The 20738-nt window shown below is 62.0% G+C and carries 18 protein-coding genes; 4 read left to right on the forward strand and 14 right to left on the reverse strand.

The genetic code is table 11. The features are described from left to right. Positions 1-8 precede the first annotated feature (8 nt). Positions 9-1208 (reverse strand): aspartate aminotransferase family protein, encoded by a 1200-nt coding sequence (locus NKI67_RS18870; protein ID WP_023677349.1) that lies wholly within the window; start codon positions 1206-1208, stop codon positions 9-11. Between the two features lie 355 nt (positions 1209-1563). Between NKI67_RS18870 and NKI67_RS18875 the strand changes: the two genes are divergently transcribed. After that, the gene (locus NKI67_RS18875; RefSeq protein ID WP_023677348.1) at positions 1564-2088 is read left to right on the forward strand and encodes a GcrA family cell cycle regulator; all 525 of its coding nucleotides are present in this window, start codon (positions 1564-1566) and stop codon (positions 2086-2088) included. A gap of 174 nt (positions 2089-2262) precedes the next feature. Here NKI67_RS18875 and NKI67_RS18880 read toward each other — a convergent pair whose 3' ends face one another. From NKI67_RS18880 to NKI67_RS18890, 3 genes are all read right to left on the reverse strand, one after another. Then, positions 2263-3270 (reverse strand): magnesium and cobalt transport protein CorA, encoded by a 1008-nt coding sequence (locus NKI67_RS18880; protein ID WP_023677347.1) that lies wholly within the window; start codon positions 3268-3270, stop codon positions 2263-2265. A 116-nt stretch (positions 3271-3386) separates the two neighbouring features. Beyond that, complete coding sequence (gene phoU, locus NKI67_RS18885) at positions 3387-4112, reverse strand: phosphate signaling complex protein PhoU (protein WP_023677346.1); 726 nt, start codon at positions 4110-4112, stop codon at positions 3387-3389. Positions 4113-4229: 117 nt separating this feature from the next. Continuing rightward, positions 4230-5492 (reverse strand): sensor histidine kinase, encoded by a 1263-nt coding sequence (locus NKI67_RS18890; RefSeq protein WP_023677345.1) that lies wholly within the window; start codon positions 5490-5492, stop codon positions 4230-4232. A gap of 196 nt (positions 5493-5688) precedes the next feature. Here NKI67_RS18890 and ppk2 point away from each other — a divergent pair, with 196 nt between their 5' ends. Continuing rightward, positions 5689-6591, forward strand: a complete 903-nt coding sequence (gene ppk2, locus NKI67_RS18895) for a polyphosphate kinase 2 (RefSeq protein WP_023677344.1) — start codon at positions 5689-5691, stop codon at positions 6589-6591. A gap of 24 nt (positions 6592-6615) precedes the next feature. Here ppk2 and NKI67_RS18900 read toward each other — a convergent pair whose 3' ends face one another. The 3 genes from NKI67_RS18900 to NKI67_RS18910 all read right to left on the reverse strand — a co-directional run bounded on the left by NKI67_RS18900 (position 6616) and on the right by NKI67_RS18910 (position 8848). Next, positions 6616-7365 carry an enoyl-CoA hydratase-related protein gene (locus NKI67_RS18900; protein ID WP_023677343.1) on the reverse strand — a complete coding sequence of 250 codons (750 nt, stop codon included), beginning with the start codon at positions 7363-7365 and terminating at the stop codon, positions 6616-6618. 15 nt (positions 7366-7380) lie between these two features. After that, positions 7381-8019, reverse strand: a complete 639-nt coding sequence (locus NKI67_RS18905) for an acyl-homoserine-lactone synthase (protein ID WP_023677342.1) — start codon at positions 8017-8019, stop codon at positions 7381-7383. A 97-nt stretch (positions 8020-8116) separates the two neighbouring features. Beyond that, on the reverse strand, positions 8117-8848 hold the full coding sequence (locus NKI67_RS18910; protein WP_023677341.1) for a helix-turn-helix transcriptional regulator: 732 nt from the start codon (positions 8846-8848) through the stop codon (positions 8117-8119). A gap of 269 nt (positions 8849-9117) precedes the next feature. Between NKI67_RS18910 and NKI67_RS18915 the strand changes: the two genes are divergently transcribed. Beyond that, complete coding sequence (locus NKI67_RS18915) at positions 9118-9969, forward strand: ABC transporter substrate-binding protein (RefSeq protein WP_023677340.1); 852 nt, start codon at positions 9118-9120, stop codon at positions 9967-9969. Positions 9970-9983: 14 nt separating this feature from the next. Here the strand turns inward: NKI67_RS18915 and NKI67_RS18920 are convergent, their stop codons facing one another. Beyond that, a complete protein-coding gene (locus NKI67_RS18920; RefSeq protein ID WP_023677339.1) occupies positions 9984-10394 on the reverse strand; it encodes a tellurite resistance TerB family protein in 411 nt (136 codons plus the stop codon). Positions 10395-10640: 246 nt separating this feature from the next. On the opposite strand from NKI67_RS18920, the gene NKI67_RS18925 reads away from it, so the two are divergent. Beyond that, positions 10641-12296: a lysine--tRNA ligase gene (locus tag NKI67_RS18925; RefSeq protein ID WP_023677338.1), complete on the forward strand. Its 1656-nt coding sequence runs from the start codon at positions 10641-10643 to the stop codon at positions 12294-12296. On the opposite strand, the gene NKI67_RS18930 is transcribed toward NKI67_RS18925, so the two are convergent. The 6 genes from NKI67_RS18930 to NKI67_RS18955 form a co-directional block, all read right to left on the reverse strand. Further along, complete coding sequence (locus NKI67_RS18930) at positions 12259-13098, reverse strand: thermonuclease family protein (RefSeq protein WP_023677337.1); 840 nt, start codon at positions 13096-13098, stop codon at positions 12259-12261. The two genes, NKI67_RS18925 and NKI67_RS18930, sit on opposite strands and share 38 nt — an antisense overlap. Before the next feature lie 11 nt (positions 13099-13109). Continuing rightward, positions 13110-13754, reverse strand: coding sequence for a S24 family peptidase (locus NKI67_RS18935; RefSeq protein ID WP_023677336.1), 645 nt, complete (start codon positions 13752-13754; stop codon positions 13110-13112). An 82-nt stretch (positions 13755-13836) separates the two neighbouring features. Further along, complete coding sequence (locus NKI67_RS18940) at positions 13837-16056, reverse strand: 3-hydroxyacyl-CoA dehydrogenase NAD-binding domain-containing protein (protein ID WP_023677335.1); 2220 nt, start codon at positions 16054-16056, stop codon at positions 13837-13839. Between the two features lie 12 nt (positions 16057-16068). Next, positions 16069-17277 carry an acetyl-CoA C-acetyltransferase gene (locus tag NKI67_RS18945; protein ID WP_352589120.1) on the reverse strand — a complete coding sequence of 403 codons (1209 nt, stop codon included), beginning with the start codon at positions 17275-17277 and terminating at the stop codon, positions 16069-16071. Positions 17278-17308: 31 nt separating this feature from the next. Beyond that, a complete protein-coding gene (locus NKI67_RS18950) occupies positions 17309-18478 on the reverse strand; it encodes an acyl-CoA dehydrogenase family protein (RefSeq protein ID WP_023677334.1) in 1170 nt (389 codons plus the stop codon). Between the two features lie 238 nt (positions 18479-18716). Further along, positions 18717-20513 carry an acyl-CoA dehydrogenase gene (locus NKI67_RS18955; protein ID WP_023677332.1) on the reverse strand — a complete coding sequence of 599 codons (1797 nt, stop codon included), beginning with the start codon at positions 20511-20513 and terminating at the stop codon, positions 18717-18719. Positions 20514-20738 lie beyond the last annotated feature (225 nt).

Raw genomic sequence — 20738 nt, forward strand, 5'->3', positions numbered from 1 at the left:
TTCCAGGATTACTTCGCAGCGGCAGCGACGATGGCATCTGCCAGGCTCTTGGCGCCGGCACGAATGCGCTCGAGCGCTTCGTGGATCTCGGCGTCGGTGACGGTGAGAGGCGGTAGCAGGCGGATAACGTTGTCGCCGGCCGGAACCGTCAAGAGATGCTGGTCACGCAGTGCCACCGTGACCTTGGTGTTGGGCATCGCGCATTTAAGCCCGAGCATCAGGCCGGTGCCCCTGATGCTTTCGATAACATCCGGAAATTCGTCGGCGACGCCAGCGAGCCCCTGCTTCAACAGCAGTGCCTTGCGCCGGACGTCTTCGAGAAAGCCGTCTTCCAGCACCACGTCGAGCACGGCGTTGCCGACCGCCATTGCCAGCGGATTGCCGCCGAAGGTGGTGCCGTGCACGCCGGCGGTCATGCCGACCGCTGCCTCGTCGGTGGCGAGGCAGGCACCCATCGGAAAGCCGCCGCCGATGCCTTTGGCCACCGCCATGAGGTCGGGTGTGACACCCGCCCACTCATGCGCGAACAGCTTTCCGGTGCGGCCGACGCCGCATTGGACCTCGTCGAAAATCAGGAGCAGTCCGTGCTGATCGCAGAGCTGCCTGAGCCGCTTCAGCGATTGCGTCGGCACTTGCCTGATGCCGCCCTCCCCTTGCACCGGCTCGATCAGGATCGCCGCGGTTTCAGGCGTGATCGCCTTCTCGGCGGCATCCACATCGTCGAAGCCGACCTGGTCGAAGCCGTCGACCTTGGGGCCGAAACCTTCCAGATACTTGTACTGGCCGCCGGCGGCGATGGTCGCCAGGGTGCGGCCGTGGAAGGCGCCTTCGAAGGTGATTGTGCGGTAGCGCTCGGGATGGCCCTTGACGAAGTGGTAGCGCCGCGCCGTCTTGATGGCGCATTCGAGCGCCTCTGCGCCGGAATTGGTGAAGAACACCTTGTCGGCGAAGCTTGCGTCGGCCAGCCGCTCGCCGAGCCGGCTCTGTCCAGGAATCTCGTACAGATTGGAGACGTGCCAGAGCTTGGCGGCCTGCTCGGTGAGGGCCGCGACCAGATGCGGATGGCTGTAGCCCAACGAATTCACGGCGATGCCGCCGGCGAAATCGAGATATCGCTCGCCCTTGTCGGTGACCAGCCAGGTGCCTTCACCGTGGTCGAAAGCCAGGGGTGCGCGAACAAAGGTCTCGAAAAGCGCCGAACCGCTCATTATATGCGTCTCCGGAACCGGAAAAATCAAAAAGCCGCCAAAGCGGCGGCCCTTGTGGCTTATCGTGTTTTTCGGCCGTGAAGTCAACGAAAAGGTCGCGCAAGGTCGCGCGGCAAGCCCCCCAGCATAACGCCGGCTCATAAGCGACCGGGCAAGTTGGGGAAAACCGAAAAAACCGATTCGTGTTGGCCTTGGGACTCTTGTCACCGAGTCAGCGCATAAGGTAATTGTAGTAGAGAAATAACTAGATTTCGTGCGGCGGACCTAATCACCCGATATATGTGGTGTCTGCCCGGCAGAAGCCGGGTCGGGAATGGATTCCGATTGCCGCACGTTTCAGCAGGAGCGCGGTCTCATGAACTGGACTGACGAGCGAGTCGAACTTCTCAGAAAATTGTGGTCGGAGGGCCTCAGCGCCAGCCAGATCGCCGCACAGCTTGGCGGGGTCAGCCGCAATGCGGTCATCGGCAAAGTGCACCGGCTGAAACTGTCCGGTCGCGGACGCACGACCGCCTCACCGGCACGCCAGAAGAAGACGGTGCAGGGATCGACGATCCAGAAATCGGTGTCCCGGGCAGCAAGCGCCACGCGCCATGCCACCACCTCGATGTCGATCGGTGCGACCGCGCTCAAGGCGCAGTTCGATGCCGAACCGGTGGCGCGCCACTATATCCGCCCGGTCGAGAACGTCGTCGTGCCGATCTCGCGGCATCTGCAACTTGTCGAACTCAACGAGCGCACTTGCAAATGGCCGAACGGCGATCCGCTTTCGGAAGACTTCCATTTCTGCGGCAACGACGCCGCCGAAACCGGCCCCTACTGCAAGTACCACGCCCGCGTGGCGTTCCAGCCGGCATCGGAGCGGCGGCGGAGCAGATAGTTAGGGGAATAGGGGAGTAAGGCAGTACGGCAGTAGGTGAATTGTAGAGAAGCGCGCTCCCGAAGCGATAGCCTACTGCCCTACTGCCCTACTGCCCTACTGCCCTACTGCCCTGCTGCCCTACTGCCCTACTGCCCTACTGCCCTACTGCCCTCCTGCCCTACTGCCCTCGCTTCAAAGCCACCCATTCTTGCGAAACCGCCAGTAAAGAAACGTGCAGATCAGGGCAATTGCCGCCAGGACGGCCGGGTAGCCATATTCCATCCTCAGTTCCGGCATGTCGCTGAAATTCATGCCGTAAATGCCGGCGAATGCCGTCGGCACGGCCAAGATTGCGGCCCATGAGGCAAGCTTCTTGGAGATCGCCGTCTCCTGGCTTTGACCGACCAGAAGGCTCGCCTCGAAGGCGAAGGCGAGAACCTCACGCAGGCTGTCGATCTTTTCCTGGACAGTGCGGATGTGGTCGGTGACGTCGCGAAACAGCGGGTGCATGGCTGTGTGGATTTGCGGCAGATCGGCGCTGGTGAGCCGCCGGCAGACCTCCACCAGCGGCAGGGCCGCATTACGCAGGCGCAAGAGATCGCGGCGCAGCATATAAAGCCGTTCGATATCGGAGCCGGTCATCGGTTTCAGCAGAACCTTGTCCTCGATCGCCTCGACCTCGTTTTCGATCTGCTCAAGCACCGGCATATAGTTGTCGACGATGAAATCGAGAATGGCGTAGAGGACGAAATCCTCGCCCTTGGCAAGCGAATGCGGGCAGCTTTCCCAATGCTGGCGAACGGCCGCGTAGGAGGTCGACGGGCCATGCCTGACGCTGACAATGTAGCCCGCGCCGACGAACAGATGCGTCTCGCCGAAGGTGACGCGGCTGTCGATCAGCTGCGCCGTGCGGGCAACGATGAACAGGGCATCACCATATTGCTCGATCTTCGGTCGCTGGTGCGGATGCTCGGCGTCCTCGATCGCCAGCTCATGCAGATGGAATTGCGCCTGGACGCGCAGCAACAAATTGCGGTCGGGCTCCAGCAGTCCGATCCAGACCACGTGGCCCGGCTTCCCGGCCCATTCGCCGGCTTCCTCGATCGGAATGTCGGCGATGCGCCGCCCAGCCGTATAGACGCCGCAAGCGATTATACCCGACATCGGCGGCGCAGGAGCAAACTCGCGGACGTATTCCATCGCAGCCTCCTGAAGGCGGGGCCTTCATCGCGGAACTGAGAAGTCGGCGCGTCGAAAGCTTAGCGCAATTTTCTGTCAGGTGGCGAATCCGAAATTCGCATCAGTTCTGAGAGAACTCACTTCGCTGGTTGGGTTGCGGGAAGAATAATCTTGTCCGTCTTGTCGCCCTTCGGACGATCGGCCGGCATCTGATCGCCGGTGACGATATAGTAGATCGTCTCGGCGATGTTGGTAGCGTGGTCGCCGATGCGCTCGATGTTCTTGGCGCAAAACAGGAGATGTGTGCAGGGCGTGATGTTGCGTGGGTCTTCCATCATGTAGGTCAGCAATTCGCGAAACAGAGAGGTGTACATGGCGTCGATCTGGTCGTCGCGGTCGCGCACGAAACCGATTTTCTCCACCGACCGCGACGCGTAGACGTCGAGTACTTCCTTGAGCTGGGTCAGTGCCAGATTGGCCAAAGCCTCGAGGCCGCGGAACAGGCTGTTCGGCTGGCGCCCGTCTGCGACGGCAACCACCCGCTTGGCGACGTTCTTGCCGAGGTCGCCTACCCGTTCGAGGTCAGCCGAGATGCGGATCGCGCCGACGATCTCGCGCAGATCCGTCGCCATCGGCTGGCGTTTGGCGATGATGATGATCGCCTTGTCGTCGATCTCGCGCTGTCCCTCATCCAGAACCAGGTCGTCCCGAATGACTTTCTGGGCAAGCCCCGGATCCGCATTGACCAGCGCCGCGACCGCCTGCTCGACCATGCGCTCGGCATGCCCGCCCATCGCCGCGATGCGCTTCGACAGATATTTCAGCTCCTCGTCATAGGCGCTGACGATATGCACGGATTGCATGGACGAAATGCCTTCCCGGGATCTCGTGGTTGAGTCGTTCCCTCGAATCCCCGCTGATACGCTAGCCGGATGACAGAAAAAAGAAACGGCCCATTATGTGCTAGAGATAGTACTACGTTAGCGAGCCGGCAAATGGACCGTGAACGCCGCACCCTTGCCGACCTCCGACCTGATGGAGAGTCTGGCGTTGTGGCGGGTCAGGATATGCTTGACGATGGACAGGCCAAGGCCGGTGCCCTTCTGGGTTCGGCTGTTCTCGACGTCGATGCGGTAGAAGCGCTCGGTGATGCGCGGGATGTGCTCTTCGGGGATGCCGGGGCCGAAATCCCTGATGGTGACGTCGATGCCTGGTTCGGGATCGCTGTCGCTGCGTATGATCGACACCACGACGCGTCCGCCCGACTGACCATATTTGCAGGCGTTTTCCAGCAGGTTTTCGAAGACCTGGAAAAGCTCGTCCCGATCGCCGGGCACGTCGAGCGGCCCTTCCGCGAAATCACGCTCGATGACGACGCCGTTTTCCTTTGCGAGCGGCCCAAGCGAATCGATGACGCTGTCGATGGCCTGGCGCAGGTCGACCTCGGTTCCCGGCTTGAGATAGGGCTTCATCTCCAAGCGCGACAGCGACAGAAGGTCGTCGATGAGGCGCGCCATGCGGCTGGTCTGGTTCTGCATGATCTGCAGGAACTGCTCGCGCGCCGCGGGGTCGTTGCGGGCCGGCCCGCGCAGCGTCTCGATGAAGCCGGCGATCGAGGCGAGAGGCGTGCGCAGCTCGTGGCTGGCATTGGCAATGAAGTCGGCACGCATTCTGTCGATCCGGCGCGCCTCACTCTGGTCCTTGAACACCAGTACGTAGAGATCCGTGGCATGGCCGACTGAAGACGCGCTCACCCGATAGGCTCGTTCGACCGGCAGCTTTTCTATGTAGTCGACGCTGTCCGAAGCGACGTTGCCCGCCAAGATACTATCCAGCAAGCCCTGCATTTCCGGCGCGCGGAATTTCAGCGACAGCGACATGCCGGGGGCAATCCCGCCGAAGGCGGCAAAGGCAGCGGCGTTGGCATGGACGATGGCGGCGGAGCGATCGAAAATGATCAGCGGATCGGCAACCGCCGCCGCGAGATATTCGCCGGAAAGTTGTTGCACGCTCGACTCGATGGCCGCGGCATTTTCGGTCGATTGGCGGGCGATGCCGGCCGGCAGCATCGCAGCGGCAACCAGCACGGCGCCAGCCAGCAGCACCACATAGCCAGACATGCCGGCAAAACCATAGACCATCAGAACCGCAACGAGGCCGGCCGCCAGCAGCCAGCGGCTGTTCCACAGCCGCATGGCGACGGCTTGCGCCCTGCCTCTCCGCTCTGTGCCGATGTCGGCCATTTGCGCTCCGTCTGCGGCCACTTCAAGAACTTCTTGCTGGACCGGCGCTAGAGCGCAGTGCGTCCAATTGGACGCACAAAGGACGCTCTACCACTTTATCTGCTGCATCGTTCTTTCCGAAATCGATTCCGATTTTCGGGCCGATGCAGTAAGGCTCCCAATAGCACGAGTCCGGAAGCTGGAAAGGTTCGCCTCGATGAAAAACGCTAAGGAAAGCCCCGCCGCACCCTCATCGGGGCCGCTGAAGATCATGATCGACGGCAAGGAGAGGGCGTTCGACATCGAGGCCCCCGCGCTTCCCGACTGGGTCGAGGACCGCAAGCTCACCGCCGGCGGTTACCCTTACGACAAGAAGATGAAGAGCGAGGAGTATGACGAGAGGCTAGAGAAGCTGCAGATCGAGCTGGTCAAGGCGCAGGCGTGGCTGCAGTCGACGGGCAAGCGGGTAATGTCGCTGTTCGAGGGGCGCGACGCTGCCGGCAAGGGCGGCACGATCTTCGTTTTGCGCCAGTATCTGAACCCTCGCACGGCGCGCAACGTGGCGCTGACCAAGCCAACGCCCACCGAGCTTGGACAATGGTACTTCCAGCGCTACGTCGACCACTTCCCGACGTCGGGCGAATTCGTCACCTTCGACCGCTCCTGGTATAACCGCGCCGGCGTTGAACCGGTGATGGGATTCTGCACGCCCGAGCAGCACGAGCAATTTCTGGACGAGGTTCCGCATTTCGAGCGGATGATCCGCAACGAGGGCATACATTTCTTCAAATTCTGGCTGAACATCGGCCGGGAAACGCAGCTCGAGCGATTCCACGACCGCCGCTGGAGCCCGCTGAAGAGTTGGAAGTTTTCGCCAATCGACATCGCCGGCATCACCAAATGGGACGAATACACCAAAGCGCGCGACCTGATGGTCGAGCGCACGCACAAGGAGTTCGCGCCCTGGATCATTGTGCGGGCGAACGACAAACGGCGCGCGCGGCTGGCCGTCATGCAGCGCATTCTCCTTTCGCTTCCCTATGACGGCCGCGACCTCGACGTCATCGGCAAGGAGGACAAGAAGATCATCGGCGAAGGGCCGACTTTCCTCGAAAAATAAGCTCACCTCATCGATACGCGGCTCTCATGCCGCCAGCCGGGCAATCCGCTGCAGTCGCTTCAGCGTGGTGTCGTCCTGCAGCGCCTGCTGGAAAAGCGAGATCTCCTGGTCGATGCGGTCGCAGAGCGCGCCGGTGTCGCCCCTCAGCAGGTCGCGCGTCTGTAGCAGCGCCGCGACAGGCTTCTTGGCGAGTTGCCTGGCTCTTGCCAACGTGGCTTCCTCGACGCTGCCGTCCGTCACGATCTCGCCGACAAGGCCCAGCGCCCTGGCATCTTCGGCGGCGAGCGTGTCGCCCAGGCAGAAGAAGCGGAACGCCCCGGCATAGCCGAGCTTCTGCGGCGCCAGAATGCTGGTCGCCGCGTCCGGCACCAGGCCGAAATCGACGAACGGCACCCGAAACGTGCTCTTGCTCGAGGCGATCACCATGTCGCAGTGGAACAGGATGGTGCAACCGACGCCGACGGCGTCGCCGTCGACACAGGCAAGGACCGGTTTCGGGAACGTCGCCAGCGTGCGGAACATATCGGTGACGGCGGCGATCAGTCGCCGATGTTTGGTGGCGTCGAGAAATTCGGAGAAATCGGCACCGAGGCAGAAGCACCCGGCCAAGCCGCGCAGGACCACGACGCGGACGTCGTCGTCGACAGCGGCTTCGTGGAATGTCCTGGCCAGGCTTTCATAGGCCCGCCTGTCCAGCACCGGGCGGCCGTCACCCGACGATACCGTGACGATCAGCGTGTGATTGCGGAATTCTGCTTTTGAGTGAACGTTCATGGCCTTTCTCCAATCTCACGAGGCGCGTCTCTGTCCGAGCATGTCCGGGTACCCTCTGGCCAGCACCGGCGCAAAGTGGTTGCGGCGCGAACGCACCACGTCGAGCGTGTGCTCGTTGAAGGTGAGCAGTGTGGCAACCACCTGCTGGTTGCCATAGGTACGCTGGTAACCGAGCGGCGTTGCCAGGAAATGCAGCTGCAGCGCGCGAAGCACCCACATCGGCTCGAATTCGATGATCACCTGGTTGACGTTGCGCTTCAGTCCCCACTCGACGAAGCCGGCGATCAGCTCGGTGCCGACCGTCGACACGCCGCGCCGACCGTCGCGGAATCCCGGCGCAACCGCATAGCGGGTCAGTTCATAGACATTCGGGCCCGACGGTGGGGTTCCCTCATAAAGGTCCGCCAGCACATCGGTTAGAAGATGTGCCCGGGTCGTCGGCAACATCCGCTGATAACCGGCGAGCTCGCCATTGCGGATGACGATCTGGTGCACTGCCTCGTCGTGGTCGAATTGATCGATCTCGAGGCCATCAGGGCGCTGCAGATCGGTCCATCCCATCTCTTCGACGAAAACTCTGTAACGCAAACGATGAACTGCCTCCCAGAGGTCGGGCCGTTCCATCAATTCCTGGGTCGTGAGGGAAAAAAGCATTTGCCGTCTCCTAGTTTCAATAGGAAGATACGGCCGTGCTTTCCCAAAAAAATTACGCGATCACGCAAGCAAGAATTTCTAGGCCGGCGCGGCCGACCTAGTTAATATAGCCGCGCCTTATCGCTTCCGCGACGGCCTGGACCCGGTTAACAGCACCGAGTTTGCTTTTGGCGTTAAGAAGGTGTTTCTCTGACGTGTGTTCCGAAATGCCGAGAATTTGTGAAATCTCCCATTCGGACTTGCCAACAGCAGCCCATTGCAGGCATTCGCGCTCACGCGGCGTTAATTCGACATGATCGATGGTTTTGCCCGCCATAGTGTGGAGCTGCATTGCGCGGCCAATCGCATAAGTCGAGACCAGCGACACCAACCCGAACTCGGCACTCGACAATTCGACAGCCTCGCCGCCTAGCGACACCATGACGATCTGGCCATCGAGCGTGATTAGCGGGAAGGCCAACCCGTCGCGCAGCTTGAATTCGCCGGCATCGCCCATCACCTCGCCGCCGCTCTTGCCGATGCGGATGCCCTGAGATGCTTCCCGCCACTGGAATGGCGCTTGAAGCTGCTTCATGTGGCTGACGACGGGGTCGTGATCGACGTAGTTGCGCGCGACGTAGCGCTCAAGCCATTCAGCCGGCCAGTCGCAGAGCAGCACATGGTCCTTTTGCTGGTTTCTCGGCGTGCCAGGTTGCGGAACCGTCCCGGCCATCAGCGCCGTCAGCCCGAACCCGCTTGTTACCCCCAGCAGCTTTTCGCAGACGGCGGCGGCTGTGCCGGCGTGCTGCAACTGATCTATCAACTCCAGCGTACGATCGAAATGACCCATCGCAACATCTACCCCATGTTGCCTTCCGCTCTTGACGCCAATGGCAGTGATCAACCCGCACCACGCCATCAACCCCGGACTGCAAAGCTGCCTCCCCTGTGCGTCCTACTGCTCCTCTTCAGCCGGCATCACGCAGTCACTTGCAAACTCACTAAACAATATCCCTAAATTGCAATGATGAAACCAAAAACCGTCGTACCTGTGTTTTTTTCGTACAAAAACCTGTTATTTCGTACGAAAGCCGGGGCAAGACCGGACGGAGTCGTCGCGTGGCGTTTCGGCGCATATCCATTTCATTGATCTCGATATTGATCGGAGCGCAATCGCTTGCGGTTGCTGCGCTCGCCGCGGAGCCGCAGGTGCCGGTGTTCTGGGACGCCAAGGAGCGGCTGCCAAAGCCGGACCTTTCGATGCTGCCGCGGCTGCGATTCCTGACCACCACGGATTTCCCGCCGTTCAATTTCCTCGATGGGGCAGGCCGGCTGTCGGGCTTCCATGTCGACCTGGCGCGCGCCATCTGCGCCGAGCTCGGCATTGCCGAAAAATGCCAGATCCAGGCGCTGCCCTGGGCCGAGCTCGAAGGTGCGCTCGGGAAAGGCGAGGGCGAAGCGATCATTGCCGGCATCGCCGCGACGCCGGAGTCGCGGTCGAAATACGCATTTTCACGCTCCTACCTGCAATTTCCGGCACGCTTCATCATGCTGAAGACACAGGCGCTGACCGAACCAATGTTCGACAAGCTGCGCAGCAAGCGTGTCGGCGTGATCGCCGGCTCCGCGCACGAGCGGATGCTGCGCGATTATTTCGGCGACGTCCAAATCGTCCCGTTCGCAAAGCCGGAGGAGCTTTATGGCGAGCTGAAAGCCGGCAAGATCGACGCCGCCTTCGGCGACGGCATGCGTTTCGCCTTCTGGCTCGGCGGTTCGGATGCAGCGGGCTGCTGCCGCTTTGCCGGCGGCCCCTATCTGGCGCCCGAATATCTCGGCTCAGGCATGGCAATCGCCACCAGGGCCGACGATCCGGCACTGGCCGCCGCTTTCGACTACGCGCTGCAGGAAATCTCGGTGAAAGGCACGTTCGCCGAGTTCTATCTGCGCTATTTTCCCGTCAGTTTTTTCTGAGCTTGGCCGCCGGCTCAGGTCAGCGTGCGAAGGCGGGCCTTGGCGGCTCGCGCAATGGCGGCGACCGTCAGCGCATCGAGGTCGAGTTCCCGGCGGACGAGCTGCAGGACGCGCACCTCCTCCAGGCGCATTTCGAGATCGACAGCTGCGACCTCGAAGGCGGCGGCATAGGCGGTGTCACGCAGGCGTTCGGGCAGCGCCTCGGCGACGCGCGCCAGGACGCCCTCCAGCCCATCCTTTTCATGCAGCATTTTCTGGCAGGCCTGGGCGACCTCGACCAGCCGCTCCTGGTTGAAATCCTCAAACACCGGCCAGGATCGAACGACGTCGCCGATCCGCGCCAGTTCGACGTCGGTCATGTCGCGGTCTGACGCCGAGGTGATGACCATCAGGTAGATCATGGCTTCGTGTGGCGACAATGGCATTTACAACTCCTTGAGACGGTCCCGAAGTTAGGAACGAGGGACCGGCGCCGCAAGGAAAAACAGCCGCGATCGTTGGCGCTCCGATCACGCCTTGGAACTTGATCCATCCTGACTATCGGGACGGGGGCTCTTAATCTTCTTGCCTGATCACGGTGCTGCCCGAAAACCGGGTTCCACTTTTCGGGATCATGGTCTAGAGCATGCGGCTGCCGGCATGGATGCTGGCAAAGTTGCAGGAATAGCATCATGGCCGAACAACAGCCGATCGATCTCAGCCCGGAAGTCCTCGCCGCCGCCGCCGAAAGCAAGGCGTGGCCATTCGAGGAAGCGAACAAGATCGTCGCCCGCTACGCGAGCAGCGGCTACCCGGAAACGGTGCTGTTCGAGACCGGCTACGGCCCGTCCGGCCTGCCGCACATCGGCACGTTCGGCGAGGTGGCGCGCACATCTATGGTGCGCCACGCCTTCCGCGTGCTGACTGAAGACAAGGTCAAGACGCGGCTGCTGTGCTTCTCCGACGACATGGACGGATTGCGCAAGGTGCCGGACAATGTGCCTAACAAGGACATGCTGCGCGCCTATCTCGGCAAGCCGCTGACCAGGATACCGGACCCGTTCTCCAATGAGTATCCGTCCTTCGGCGCCGCCAATAACGCACGGCTGCGCGCTTTCCTCGACCGTTTCGGCTTCGATTACGAATTCGCTTCCTCGACCGACTATTATACTTCCGGCCGCTTCGACGCGACGCTGCTCAAGATGCTCGAGCGCTTCGATAAGGTGATGGCAATTATGCTGCCGTCGCTGCGCGAGGAGCGGGCGCTGAGCTATTCGCCCTTCCTGCCGATCCATCCCAAGACCGGCATCGTCATGCAAGTCGCGATCGACGAGCGCAAGCTCGACGCCGGCACCATCGTGTGGCGCGACCCGGACACCGGCGAGCGCTTCGAGACGCCGGTGACCAGCGGTCATGCCAAGCTGCAATGGAAGCCAGATTGGGCGATGCGCTGGGCAGCACTCGGCGTCGATTACGAGATGTCCGGCAAGGATCTGATCGATTCCGTCAAGCTCGCCGGGCAGATTTGCCGCGCGCTCGATGCTCCGGCACCGGAGGGCTTCAATTATGAGCTGTTCCTCGATGAGAACGGCCAGAAGATCTCGAAGTCGAAGGGCAATGGGCTGACCATCGACGAGTGGCTGACTTACGCGCCGACCGAGAGCCTTAGCCTTTATATGTTCCAGCGCCCGCGAACCGCGAAGAAGCTTTATTTCGACGTCATCCCGAAGGCGGTAGACGAATATTACACGTTCCTCTCTGCCTATCAGAGGCAGGACTGGAAGGAGCGGCTGGGCAATCCGGTCTGGCACATGCATGACGGCAATCCCCCGGCAGTCGACCTGCCGGTTCCGTTCTCGCTGCTGCTCAACCTGGTCAGCGCCTCGAATGCGCAGAACAGGGACGTGCTGTGGGGTTTCATTTCGCGCCACGCGCCGGGTGTGACGCCGACAACCCATCCCGAGCTCGACCGGCTGGCCGAATATGCCATCCGCTATTTCGACGATTTCGTGAAGCCGGCGAAAGTGTACCGTGCTGCCGACGCGGTCGAGCGCGAGGCGCTGACCAAGCTTTCGGAAGCGCTCGCCGCGCTGCCGGCTGATGCCGACAGCGAGGCAATCCAGAACGCTGCCCTCAATGTTGCGCGCAAGATCGAGCGCTACCAGGATCATTCCAAGCAGAGCCCGGAGGGCGGACCCGGTGTCTCCGTCGCCTTCTTCCAGATGATCTATCAGGTGCTGATAGGTCAGGAACGCGGGCCGCGCTTCGGCTCCTTCGCCGCGCTCTACGGCATCGCCGAAACGCGCGAGCTCATTCAGCGGGCGCTGGCTGGTCAGCTGGCGGCATGAGGACGCCGTCTTGCTCCTCCAGGATCGAGCTAGGCGCTACAGGCGCGGATCGCGACGCAGCAGCCGGGAGCGGCGGCAGGCCTGAAACGCTCGGCGGCGGCCCGAAGACGCCTTTTTTTGCTGCACGCGCCTTCTCGCCGGCTTCTACGTAAGGGCCGCCCTTGGCGGCGCGCGCCCAGCCATTTTCGACCAGCCATTGGCCGATATCCTGATTGCCGATCCGGCACTCGGCGGCGATCAGATCAGGACCGCCTTCGGGCGGCACGGCACAGACCACCGCACGACTGCGGAGAAAGGCGCGGAAGGCCGTTCGCGCCCGAATGCCGCAATTCCAGGACTCGCCGCCGTCGGTGCAAGTCTCCTCCTGCTTGACGATGTCGATACCGGAAACCGCAATCGAATAGCCCTTTGCTTCGATGACCCCGGCGGCCGACGCGACGGGCTGGAATAGTTTCGTGCCTTTCCAGTCGTCGGGCATTTTCGTTTTTGGCGGCTTGGGCGGTCCGGCCAATGCCAGATCGCTCAACGGGGCGCGCGGCTCTATCCGTTCAAGCTCGTTGGAACCGAGCTGCGGCGGCACCACGATTTCTGGATCGATTGCCCTCGAATGCGCCGCCTGCTTGGCCGGCACTGGTTTCGGGATGGCCGACGTAGCCGGCGCGGCGGGCTGCGGTTCAGCGCCGACCTGGATTTGCTCCCAGGGGCCGCCGCTTTCGCTCTGGACGGCGCGGCCGCCGGCGACAATTGCCGTGGCCATCGCCGGGATCGCCAGAACAGCCAAGGCAAGGTGAGGCAGACGCACCGGCCCCGCGCCTACTGGCTTGCCCAGACAATCCGCGCCACCCATTCGACATCGCGCATGGGGATGTCGCGGTCCGGGTGATCGGGATTGAGGGAGACCAGCGCGATCGACCTCGGTGTCTGGCGGTCGAGCACCTTGGCCATCACCTCGCCGGCATTGGTCTTGACGACGACGCGATCACCCTTTCGTATGGTAGCCCCTGGCTCGACGATCAGGACATCGCCATTGCGATAGAGCGGCAGCATGGAATCGCCCTGGACCTTCAAGGCATAGGAGGTTTCGGTTGCCCGTGCCGGAAGCTCGATCAGGTCCCATCCCTGCCCCGCTGGAAACCCGGCGTCGTCGAAGAAGCCACCGGCGCCCGCCTGGGCGAAGCCGAGCAGCGGCACCGACGATCTCTGCACGGGTAGTGCGCCGGAATTACCCCGACCCTCGACCAGCCCCGCAAATTCATCCAGCGAGGCGCCGGTCGCCTCGATGATCTTGGCCAGCGATTCGGTCGACGGCCAGCGCGGCCGTCCATCTGAGGACAGCCGCTTCGATTTGTTGAAGGCGGTCGAGTCGAGGCCAGCGCGCCTGGCCAGCCCAGAGGCCGAAAGCGAATAACGCTCGGCAAGAGCGTCGATGGCGGCCCAAACGCGGTCGTGCGAGAGCACCTTGCTCTTCCTTCGAAACAGGAAAAAATACCTTCCCTGTTTTACCCCTTGGCCGCCATCTTGTCCACCGCCGAAGACGGCGTCAGGCTGCCTCCTTGGCCTCGTCCCTGGTATAGGGATCGAAGCGCTCGTAGAAGGTCTCGCCCTTCTCGGCCATATCAAGCAGCAGCTTCGGCGCCTTGAACTCGGTGCCGTATTTCTTCTGCAGGCGCTTGGCGAGTTTGACGAATTTCTTCGCGCCGATGCCGTCGATGTAGGACAGTGCACCGCCTGTATAGGGCGCGAAGCCGAAGGCCAGGATCGAGCCGACATCGGCCTCGCGTGGGTCGGTAACGATGCCCTCTTCCATCACCCGTACCGCCTCAAGCGCGATGGTGACCAGCAGCCGCTGCTTCAGTTCCTCATAATCGACCTGCTCCGGCGCCAGCTGCGGGTAGAGATCCCTGAGGCCTGGCCACAGCTTCTTCTTGGCCGGTTTTGCCGGATAGTCATAGAAGCCCTTGCCGTTCTTGCGGCCCAAGCGACCATGCGTGTCGACCATCGTGTTGATCAGCGCCATCTGCTTCGGATCGACCGCCTTGTCGCCGAGGTCGCGCATGGTCTGCTTCATGATCTTCTGGGCAAGGTCGATCGCCGTCTCGTCGGTCAACGCCAAAGGACCGACCGGCATGCCGGCGGCCTTGGCCGCGTTCTCGATCATTGGCGCCGGAACACCTTCGATCAGCATCTTGTAGGCCTCCGACATGTAGCGCAGCACGCAGCGATTAACATAGAAGCCGCGCGTATCGTTGACGACAATCGGCGTTTTCTTGATGGCACGGACAAAGTCGATCGCGGTTGCCAGCGCCTTGTCGCCGGTCTTCTTGCCGAGGATGATCTCGACCAGCATCATCTTGTCGACCGGCGAGAAGAAATGGATGCCGATGAAATTCTTCGGCCGCGCCGAATTCCTGGCCAGCGATGTAATCGGTATGGTCGACGTATTCGAGGCGAAGATCGCCGACGGCTTGAGCACAGCCTCGGCCTGTTCGGTGGCACCCTTCTTTACGGCCGAATCCTCAAATACCGCCTCGACCACAAGATCGCAGCCGGCGAGATCCGCATAGTCGGCCGTCGGCGTGATTAGCGACAGCAACTGACATTTGTCCTGCGGCTTGGCACGGCCCTTCTTTACCTGATCCGAGATCAGGTTGTCGGAATGCGCCTTGCCCTTGGCGGCGGACTCCATGTCGCGGTCGAGCAGCACCACCGGAATGCCGGCCTTGGCTGTCACATAGGCAATGCCAGCGCCCATGAAGCCGGCGCCGAGTACGCCGATCTTCTTGAACTTCGTTTCCGGCACACCGGCCGGGCGGCGCGCGCCCTTGTTCAGTTCCTGCAGCGACACGAACAGCGAACGGATCATCGCTGCCGCTTCCCTGGTCTGCATGATCTCGGTGAAATAGCGTTGCTCGATCCGCAAGGCGGTGTCGAACGGCACCAACAGGCCCTCATAGACGCATTTCAGGATGGCGGCAGCGGCGGGATAATTGCCATAGGTCTCTCGGCGCAGAATGGCGATGGCCGGGGGCCACAGATTGGCACCGGCCACCGAATAGATCGGGGCGCCGGGCAGCTTGAAGCCCTTTTCATCCCATGGCGCCACCGGTTTCAAGCCGTTCCTGATCATCGCCTTGGCGGTTTCGACCAGCTTGTCCGGCTCGGCAATCTCATGGATCAGGCCCATCGACTTGGCCTTCTGAGGCGACAGCGTCTGGCCGGACGTCAGCATTTGCAGCGCCTGCTGCTGGTCGGTCAGCCGTGGCACGCGCTGGGTGCCGCCGGCGCCCGGAAAAATGCCGATCTTCACTTCGGGAAGCGCCATCCTCACTTTGTCTGAATCGGCCGCGACACGGCCATGGCAGGCGAGCGACAATTCGAACGCGCCACCCATGCATGTGCCGTTGATCGCCGAAACCCATGGCTTTCCCGAAGTTTCCAGCTTACGGAACAGGCCGTTCATGGTGCCCGCATTGTCGAACAGCGCCTTGGTCGCCTTCTCCGGGTCCTTCGCCTTGTCGGCGGCGAAGGTCGCCAGCATCTTCTGCAGCATGGTGATGTCGGCGCCGCCCGAGAACGTATCCTTGCCGGAGGTGATCACCGCGCCCTTTATCGCTGCATCGCTCGCCACTTTGTCGACGATGGTATTCAGTTCGAGCATCACCTCCTCGGTGAAGACGTTCATCGAACGGTCCGGCATGTCCCAGGTGACCAGCGCAATGCCGTCGGCGTCGATGTCGAGGGTGAAATTGGTGTAGCTCATCATCTCTCTCCGTCAGACGCGTTCGATGATCGTTGCAGTGCCCATGCCGGCGCCGATGCAAAGCGTCACCAGCGCGGTGTTGAGGTCGCGGCGTTCCAATTCGTCCAGCACCGTACCGAAGATCATCGCACCGGTGGCGCCGAGCGGATGGCCCATGGCGATGGCCCCACCATTGACGTTGATCCGGTCATGCGGAATGTCGAAAGCCTGCATGTAGCGCAGCACCACCGAAGCGAAGGCCTCGTTGAGCTCGAACAGGTCGATGTCCGACAGCTTCATCTTCGCCCGCTTCAACAGCTTCTCGGTGACGTCGACGGGGCCGGTCAGCATCAGCACCGGTTCGGAGCCGATGTTGGCGAACGCACGGATGCGTGCGCGCGGCTTGAGGCCGAGCGTCTTTCCCGCCTTTTTCGAGCCGAGCAGCACGGCCGCCGCGCCATCGACGATGCCGGAGGAATTGCCGGCATGGTGGACGTGGTTGACCTGTTCCACCTCGGGATGCTTCTGCACGGCGACGGCGTCGAAGCCGCCCATTTCGCCGGGCATGACGAAGGACGGGTTGAGCGCGGCCAGCGACTGCATGTCGGTCGAGGGCCGCATATGTTCGTCATGGTCGAGGATGGTCAGGCCGTTCTGGTCCTTGACCGAGATCACCGAATTCTTGAAGCGGCCCTCGCCCCACGCCTTGGCGGCACGCTTCTGGCTTTCGACCGCGTAGGCATCGACGTCGTCGCGCGAAAAGCCGTATTTGGTGGCGATCAGGTCGGCCGAGATTCCTTGCGGCACGAACCAGCCGGGCAGGCCGACCGATGGGTCCATGAACCAGGCGCCGCCGGAGGCGCCCATGCCGACGCGCGACATCGATTCGACGCCACCGGCAATGACGATCTCGTCGGCGCCCTGCGCGATCTTGGCGGCGCCGAAATTGATGGCGTCGAGGCCCGAGGCGCAGAAGCGCGATATCTGCATGCCAGGCGCCTTGGTGTCGTAGCCGGCCTCGAAAGCGGCGGCACGTGGAATGACCGCACCCGCCTCGCCAACCGGATCGACACAACCGAAGATGATGTCGTCGACGGTGCCGGTGTCCAGCCCGTTGCGGTCGCGGATGGCCTCGAGCACCTTGGCGCCGAGCCGCACCGCCGGCACTTCGTGCAGCGAGCCATCCTTCTTGCCCCTGCCGCGCGGCGTGCGCACGGCATCATAGACATAAGCTTCGGCCATTTTCCTGCTCCTTGGGTTTGCTGAAACTCGCTCAGAGCGAGCGCCCGATCAGCAATTTCATGATCTCGTTGGTGCCGCCGTAGATGCGCTGGACGCGGGCGTCGCGGAACATGCGCGCAATCGGATATTCATTCATGTAGCCATAGCCGCCATGCAATTGAAGGCATTCGTCGACGACTTTTCCTTGCAGGTCCGACAGCCAGTATTTGGCCATAGACGCGGTCACCGGGTCGAGGCCGCCGTTAATGTGACGGGCAACGCAGTCATTGTAGAAGACGCGGCCGATGGTCGCCTCGGTCTTCAATTCGGCAAGCTTGAACTGGGTGTTCTGGAATTCGATGATGGGCTTGCCGAAGGCCTTGCGCTCCTTGACGTAGTCGATGGTAAGCGCCAAGGCCCGCTCGACCATGGCGATAGCAGTGGTGCCGATCTGCAGCCGCTCCTGCGGCAATTGTTGCATCAACTGGACGAAGCCCTGGCCTTCGTCGTTGCCGAGCAGGTTCGAGGTCGGCACACGTACGTCGTTGAAGAACAGTTCCGACGTGTCGTTGGCCTTGAGGCCGATCTTGTCGAGGTTGCGGCCGCGCTCGAAACCTTCCACCTCGTCAGTCTCGACGACGATCAGCGAGATGCCCTTGGCGCCCTTCTCAGGATCGGTCTTGGCAACGACGATGATGAAATTGGCGAGCTGGCCGTTGGTGATAAAGGTCTTCGAGCCGTTGAGCTTGTACTGGTTGCCGTCCTTTTCGGCGCGCGTCTTGACGCTCTGAAGGTCGGAGCCCGCACCGGGCTCGGTCATGGCGATGGCGCCGATCAGCTCGCCGGTCGCCAGCCTCGGCAGCCATTTCTTCTTCTGCTCGTCCGAGCCGTAATGGAGGATGTAGGGGGCAACGATCGAATTGTGCAGGCCAATGCCGAACCCGTCGACGCCGACATGGCCGATCGCCTCGATGATGGCGCTCTCATGCGCGAAGGTGCCGCCCGATCCGCCATATTCCTCCGGCATAGAGGCGCAGAGCAGGCCGGCAGCACCCGCCTTCAGCCAGCTCTCGCGGTCGACCATTTCGTTCTTCTCGAACTCGTCGTAACGCGGCGCGATCTCTTCCGACATGAAGCGGTGCGCCATGTCGTAAAGCATGCCGACCTCGTCCGCCGCCCAGGCGGGCTTGGGAAGGCCAAGGATTTCGGCGGGGTGGGTCATGGTTTCTCCCTCGCGCCGACGTTCCCCTCCCCCTCGAGGGGAGGGTGGCCGCGAAGCGGCCGGGTGGGGTCGCCGATGACTTGCTCGACCTTACCTTTTACAACCTGCGCCATGTGCCACGGCATTGCGATCATTTTCCTCCAAGGCATGCACCAGAATGGAGGTCGGCGCACTGCACGCAGGACCCCTCCCGGCCCTTCGGGCCACCATCCCCTCGAGCGGGAGGGAGACGCCGAACCTAGAACGCTTCCGCCGGCAGTGCCATCAATGTGTCGGCGCCGCTGGAGATGCGGGCAAGATGCGCCGACGTCTCCCGCATGATCCGCTCCATGAAGAAGTGCGCCGTCACCAGCTTGTTGTCGTAGAAGGACGAAGCGCCGTCGGCGCCGTTCGCCAATTTCGCTGCGGCCACCTTGGCCATCTGCGCCCACATATAGCCCAGCGCCACCAGGCCGAAGAGATGCATGTAATCGGTCGAGGCGGCACCGGCGTTATCGGGCTTGGCCATGCCGTTCTGCACCAGCCACATCGTCGCCGTCTGCAGATCGTTGAGGCCCTTCTTCAGCGCCTTGGTGAAGGGCGCCATCGTCTCGTCGGTGCGGTTTTCCTCGCAGAACTCTCCGACTTCCTTAAAGAAAGCCTGGACCGCGCGGCCGCCATTCAAGGCCAGCTTGCGGCCGACGAGGTCGAGCGCCTGGATGCCGTTGGCACCCTCATAGATCATGGCGATGCGCGCATCGCGGACGAACTGGCTCATGCCGTGCTCTTCTATATAGCCGTGGCCGCCGAAGACCTGCTGCGCCATTACCGCATGATCGAACCCCTTGTCGGTGAGCACGCCTTTGACCACCGGCGTCATCAGGCCGGTGTAGTCGTCTGCGACCTGGCGATCTTTGTCGTCACCGGAGCGGTGAGCGATGTCGGACTTGATCGCCGTCCACAGCGCCAGCGCGCGGCCGGCCTCGTTGAAAGCCTTCATGGTCATCAGGCTGCGGCGGATGTCCGGATGGACGATGATCGGATCGGCCTTCCTGTCCGGCGCCTTCGGCCCTGACAGCGAGCGGCCCTGCAGACGATCCTTGGCGTAGGAAACCGCATTCTGGTAGGCAACCTCAGATAGCGAAAGTCCCTGCAGGGCGACGCCAAGCCGCGCCTCATTCATCATGGTGAACATTGCTTTCAGCCCGCCATTGGCCTCGCCGAGCAGCGTGCCTTCAGCGTCGTCGTAATTCATGACGCAGGTCGAGTTGCCATGGATACCCATCTTCTCCTCGATCGAGCCACAGGAGACGGTGTTCTTCTCGCCCGGATTGCCTGAGGCATCGAGCTTGAGCTTCGGCACGATGAACAGCGAGATGCCCTTCACGCCATCCGGCGCGCCCTCGATACGGGCCAGCACCAGGTGGACGATATTGTCCGACATGTCATGCTCGCCGGCCGAGATGAAGATCTTCTGACCGGAGATCCTGTAGGTGCCGTCGCCATTTGGGACGGCCTTGGTGCGCAGCAAGCCAAGATCGGTTCCGCAGTGTGGCTCGGTCAGGTTCATGGTGCCGGTCCAGGCGCCCTCGACCAGCTTCGGCAACCATGTTGCCTTCTGCTCTTTGGTGCCATGGGTGATGATCGCAGCGATCGCGCCTTGCGTCAGGCCGGCATACATCATCAGCGACATATTGGCCGACACCATGTATTCGGCAACCGCAGTGTGCACCGCGTAGGGCAAGCCTTGCCCGCCAAACTCGACAGGTGCCGCGAGCCCCATCCAGCCGCCTTCGCGATACTGGTCGAAAGCTTCCTTGAAGCCTTTCGGCGTCGTTACCGAACCGTCGTCATGGCGCATGCAGCCTTCCACGTCGCCAACGCGGTTCAGCGGCTGCATCACGTTTTCGGCGAGCTTCGCGCCCTCGGCAAGGATGGCCTCGAGCACATCCGGCGTCGCGTCGGAAAATCCGGGAAGATTGGAATAACGCCGATATCCCAGCACTTCGTTCAGCACGAACAGCGTGTCCCGGACCGGCGCTCTGTAGATCGGCATGCGTTTCCTCCACCATGCGGTCTTGGCCCCGAAATCAGCCCCAGCATATGAGGATGGCAGACGGACCAACGTTGTGGTCGAGATAACAAATATTGACGTTTGCGTAAACGTCAATTCGGCGGTGCGTCAAATTTTCCCCGCGCGCCAGGACGACAAACGACAAAGCACGGCAAACGACGAAGAACCGCGCAGCGAAAGCCACGCGGCTCTTATTCGTCACAAATC

It is taken from the genome of Mesorhizobium sp. M0408, from assembly GCF_040321495.1.
Taxonomy (GTDB): Bacteria; Pseudomonadota; Alphaproteobacteria; order Rhizobiales; family Rhizobiaceae; genus Mesorhizobium.

Excerpts from the sequence above, each read along its gene's own strand:
- NKI67_RS18870 (WP_023677349.1), bottom strand. The coding sequence starts at position 1,208 with ATGAGCGGTTCGGCGCTTTTCGAGACCTTTGTTCGCGCACCCCTGGCT.
- NKI67_RS18875 (WP_023677348.1), top strand. The coding sequence starts at position 1,564 with ATGAACTGGACTGACGAGCGAGTCGAACTTCTCAGAAAATTGTGGTCG.
- NKI67_RS18880 (WP_023677347.1), bottom strand. The coding sequence starts at position 3,270 with ATGGAATACGTCCGCGAGTTTGCTCCTGCGCCGCCGATGTCGGGTATA.
- phoU (WP_023677346.1), bottom strand. The coding sequence starts at position 4,112 with ATGCAATCCGTGCATATCGTCAGCGCCTATGACGAGGAGCTGAAATAT.
- NKI67_RS18890 (WP_023677345.1), bottom strand. The coding sequence starts at position 5,492 with ATGGCCGACATCGGCACAGAGCGGAGAGGCAGGGCGCAAGCCGTCGCC.
- ppk2 (WP_023677344.1), top strand. The coding sequence starts at position 5,689 with ATGAAAAACGCTAAGGAAAGCCCCGCCGCACCCTCATCGGGGCCGCTG.
- NKI67_RS18900 (WP_023677343.1), bottom strand. The coding sequence starts at position 7,365 with ATGAACGTTCACTCAAAAGCAGAATTCCGCAATCACACGCTGATCGTC.
- NKI67_RS18905 (WP_023677342.1), bottom strand. The coding sequence starts at position 8,019 with ATGCTTTTTTCCCTCACGACCCAGGAATTGATGGAACGGCCCGACCTC.
- NKI67_RS18910 (WP_023677341.1), bottom strand. The coding sequence starts at position 8,848 with ATGGGTCATTTCGATCGTACGCTGGAGTTGATAGATCAGTTGCAGCAC.
- NKI67_RS18920 (WP_023677339.1), bottom strand. The coding sequence starts at position 10,394 with ATGCCATTGTCGCCACACGAAGCCATGATCTACCTGATGGTCATCACC.
- NKI67_RS18925 (WP_023677338.1), top strand. The coding sequence starts at position 10,641 with ATGGCCGAACAACAGCCGATCGATCTCAGCCCGGAAGTCCTCGCCGCC.
- NKI67_RS18940 (WP_023677335.1), bottom strand. The coding sequence starts at position 16,056 with ATGAGCTACACCAATTTCACCCTCGACATCGACGCCGACGGCATTGCG.
- NKI67_RS18945 (WP_352589120.1), bottom strand. The coding sequence starts at position 17,277 with ATGGCCGAAGCTTATGTCTATGATGCCGTGCGCACGCCGCGCGGCAGG.
- NKI67_RS18950 (WP_023677334.1), bottom strand. The coding sequence starts at position 18,478 with ATGACCCACCCCGCCGAAATCCTTGGCCTTCCCAAGCCCGCCTGGGCG.
- NKI67_RS18955 (WP_023677332.1), bottom strand. The coding sequence starts at position 20,513 with ATGCCGATCTACAGAGCGCCGGTCCGGGACACGCTGTTCGTGCTGAAC.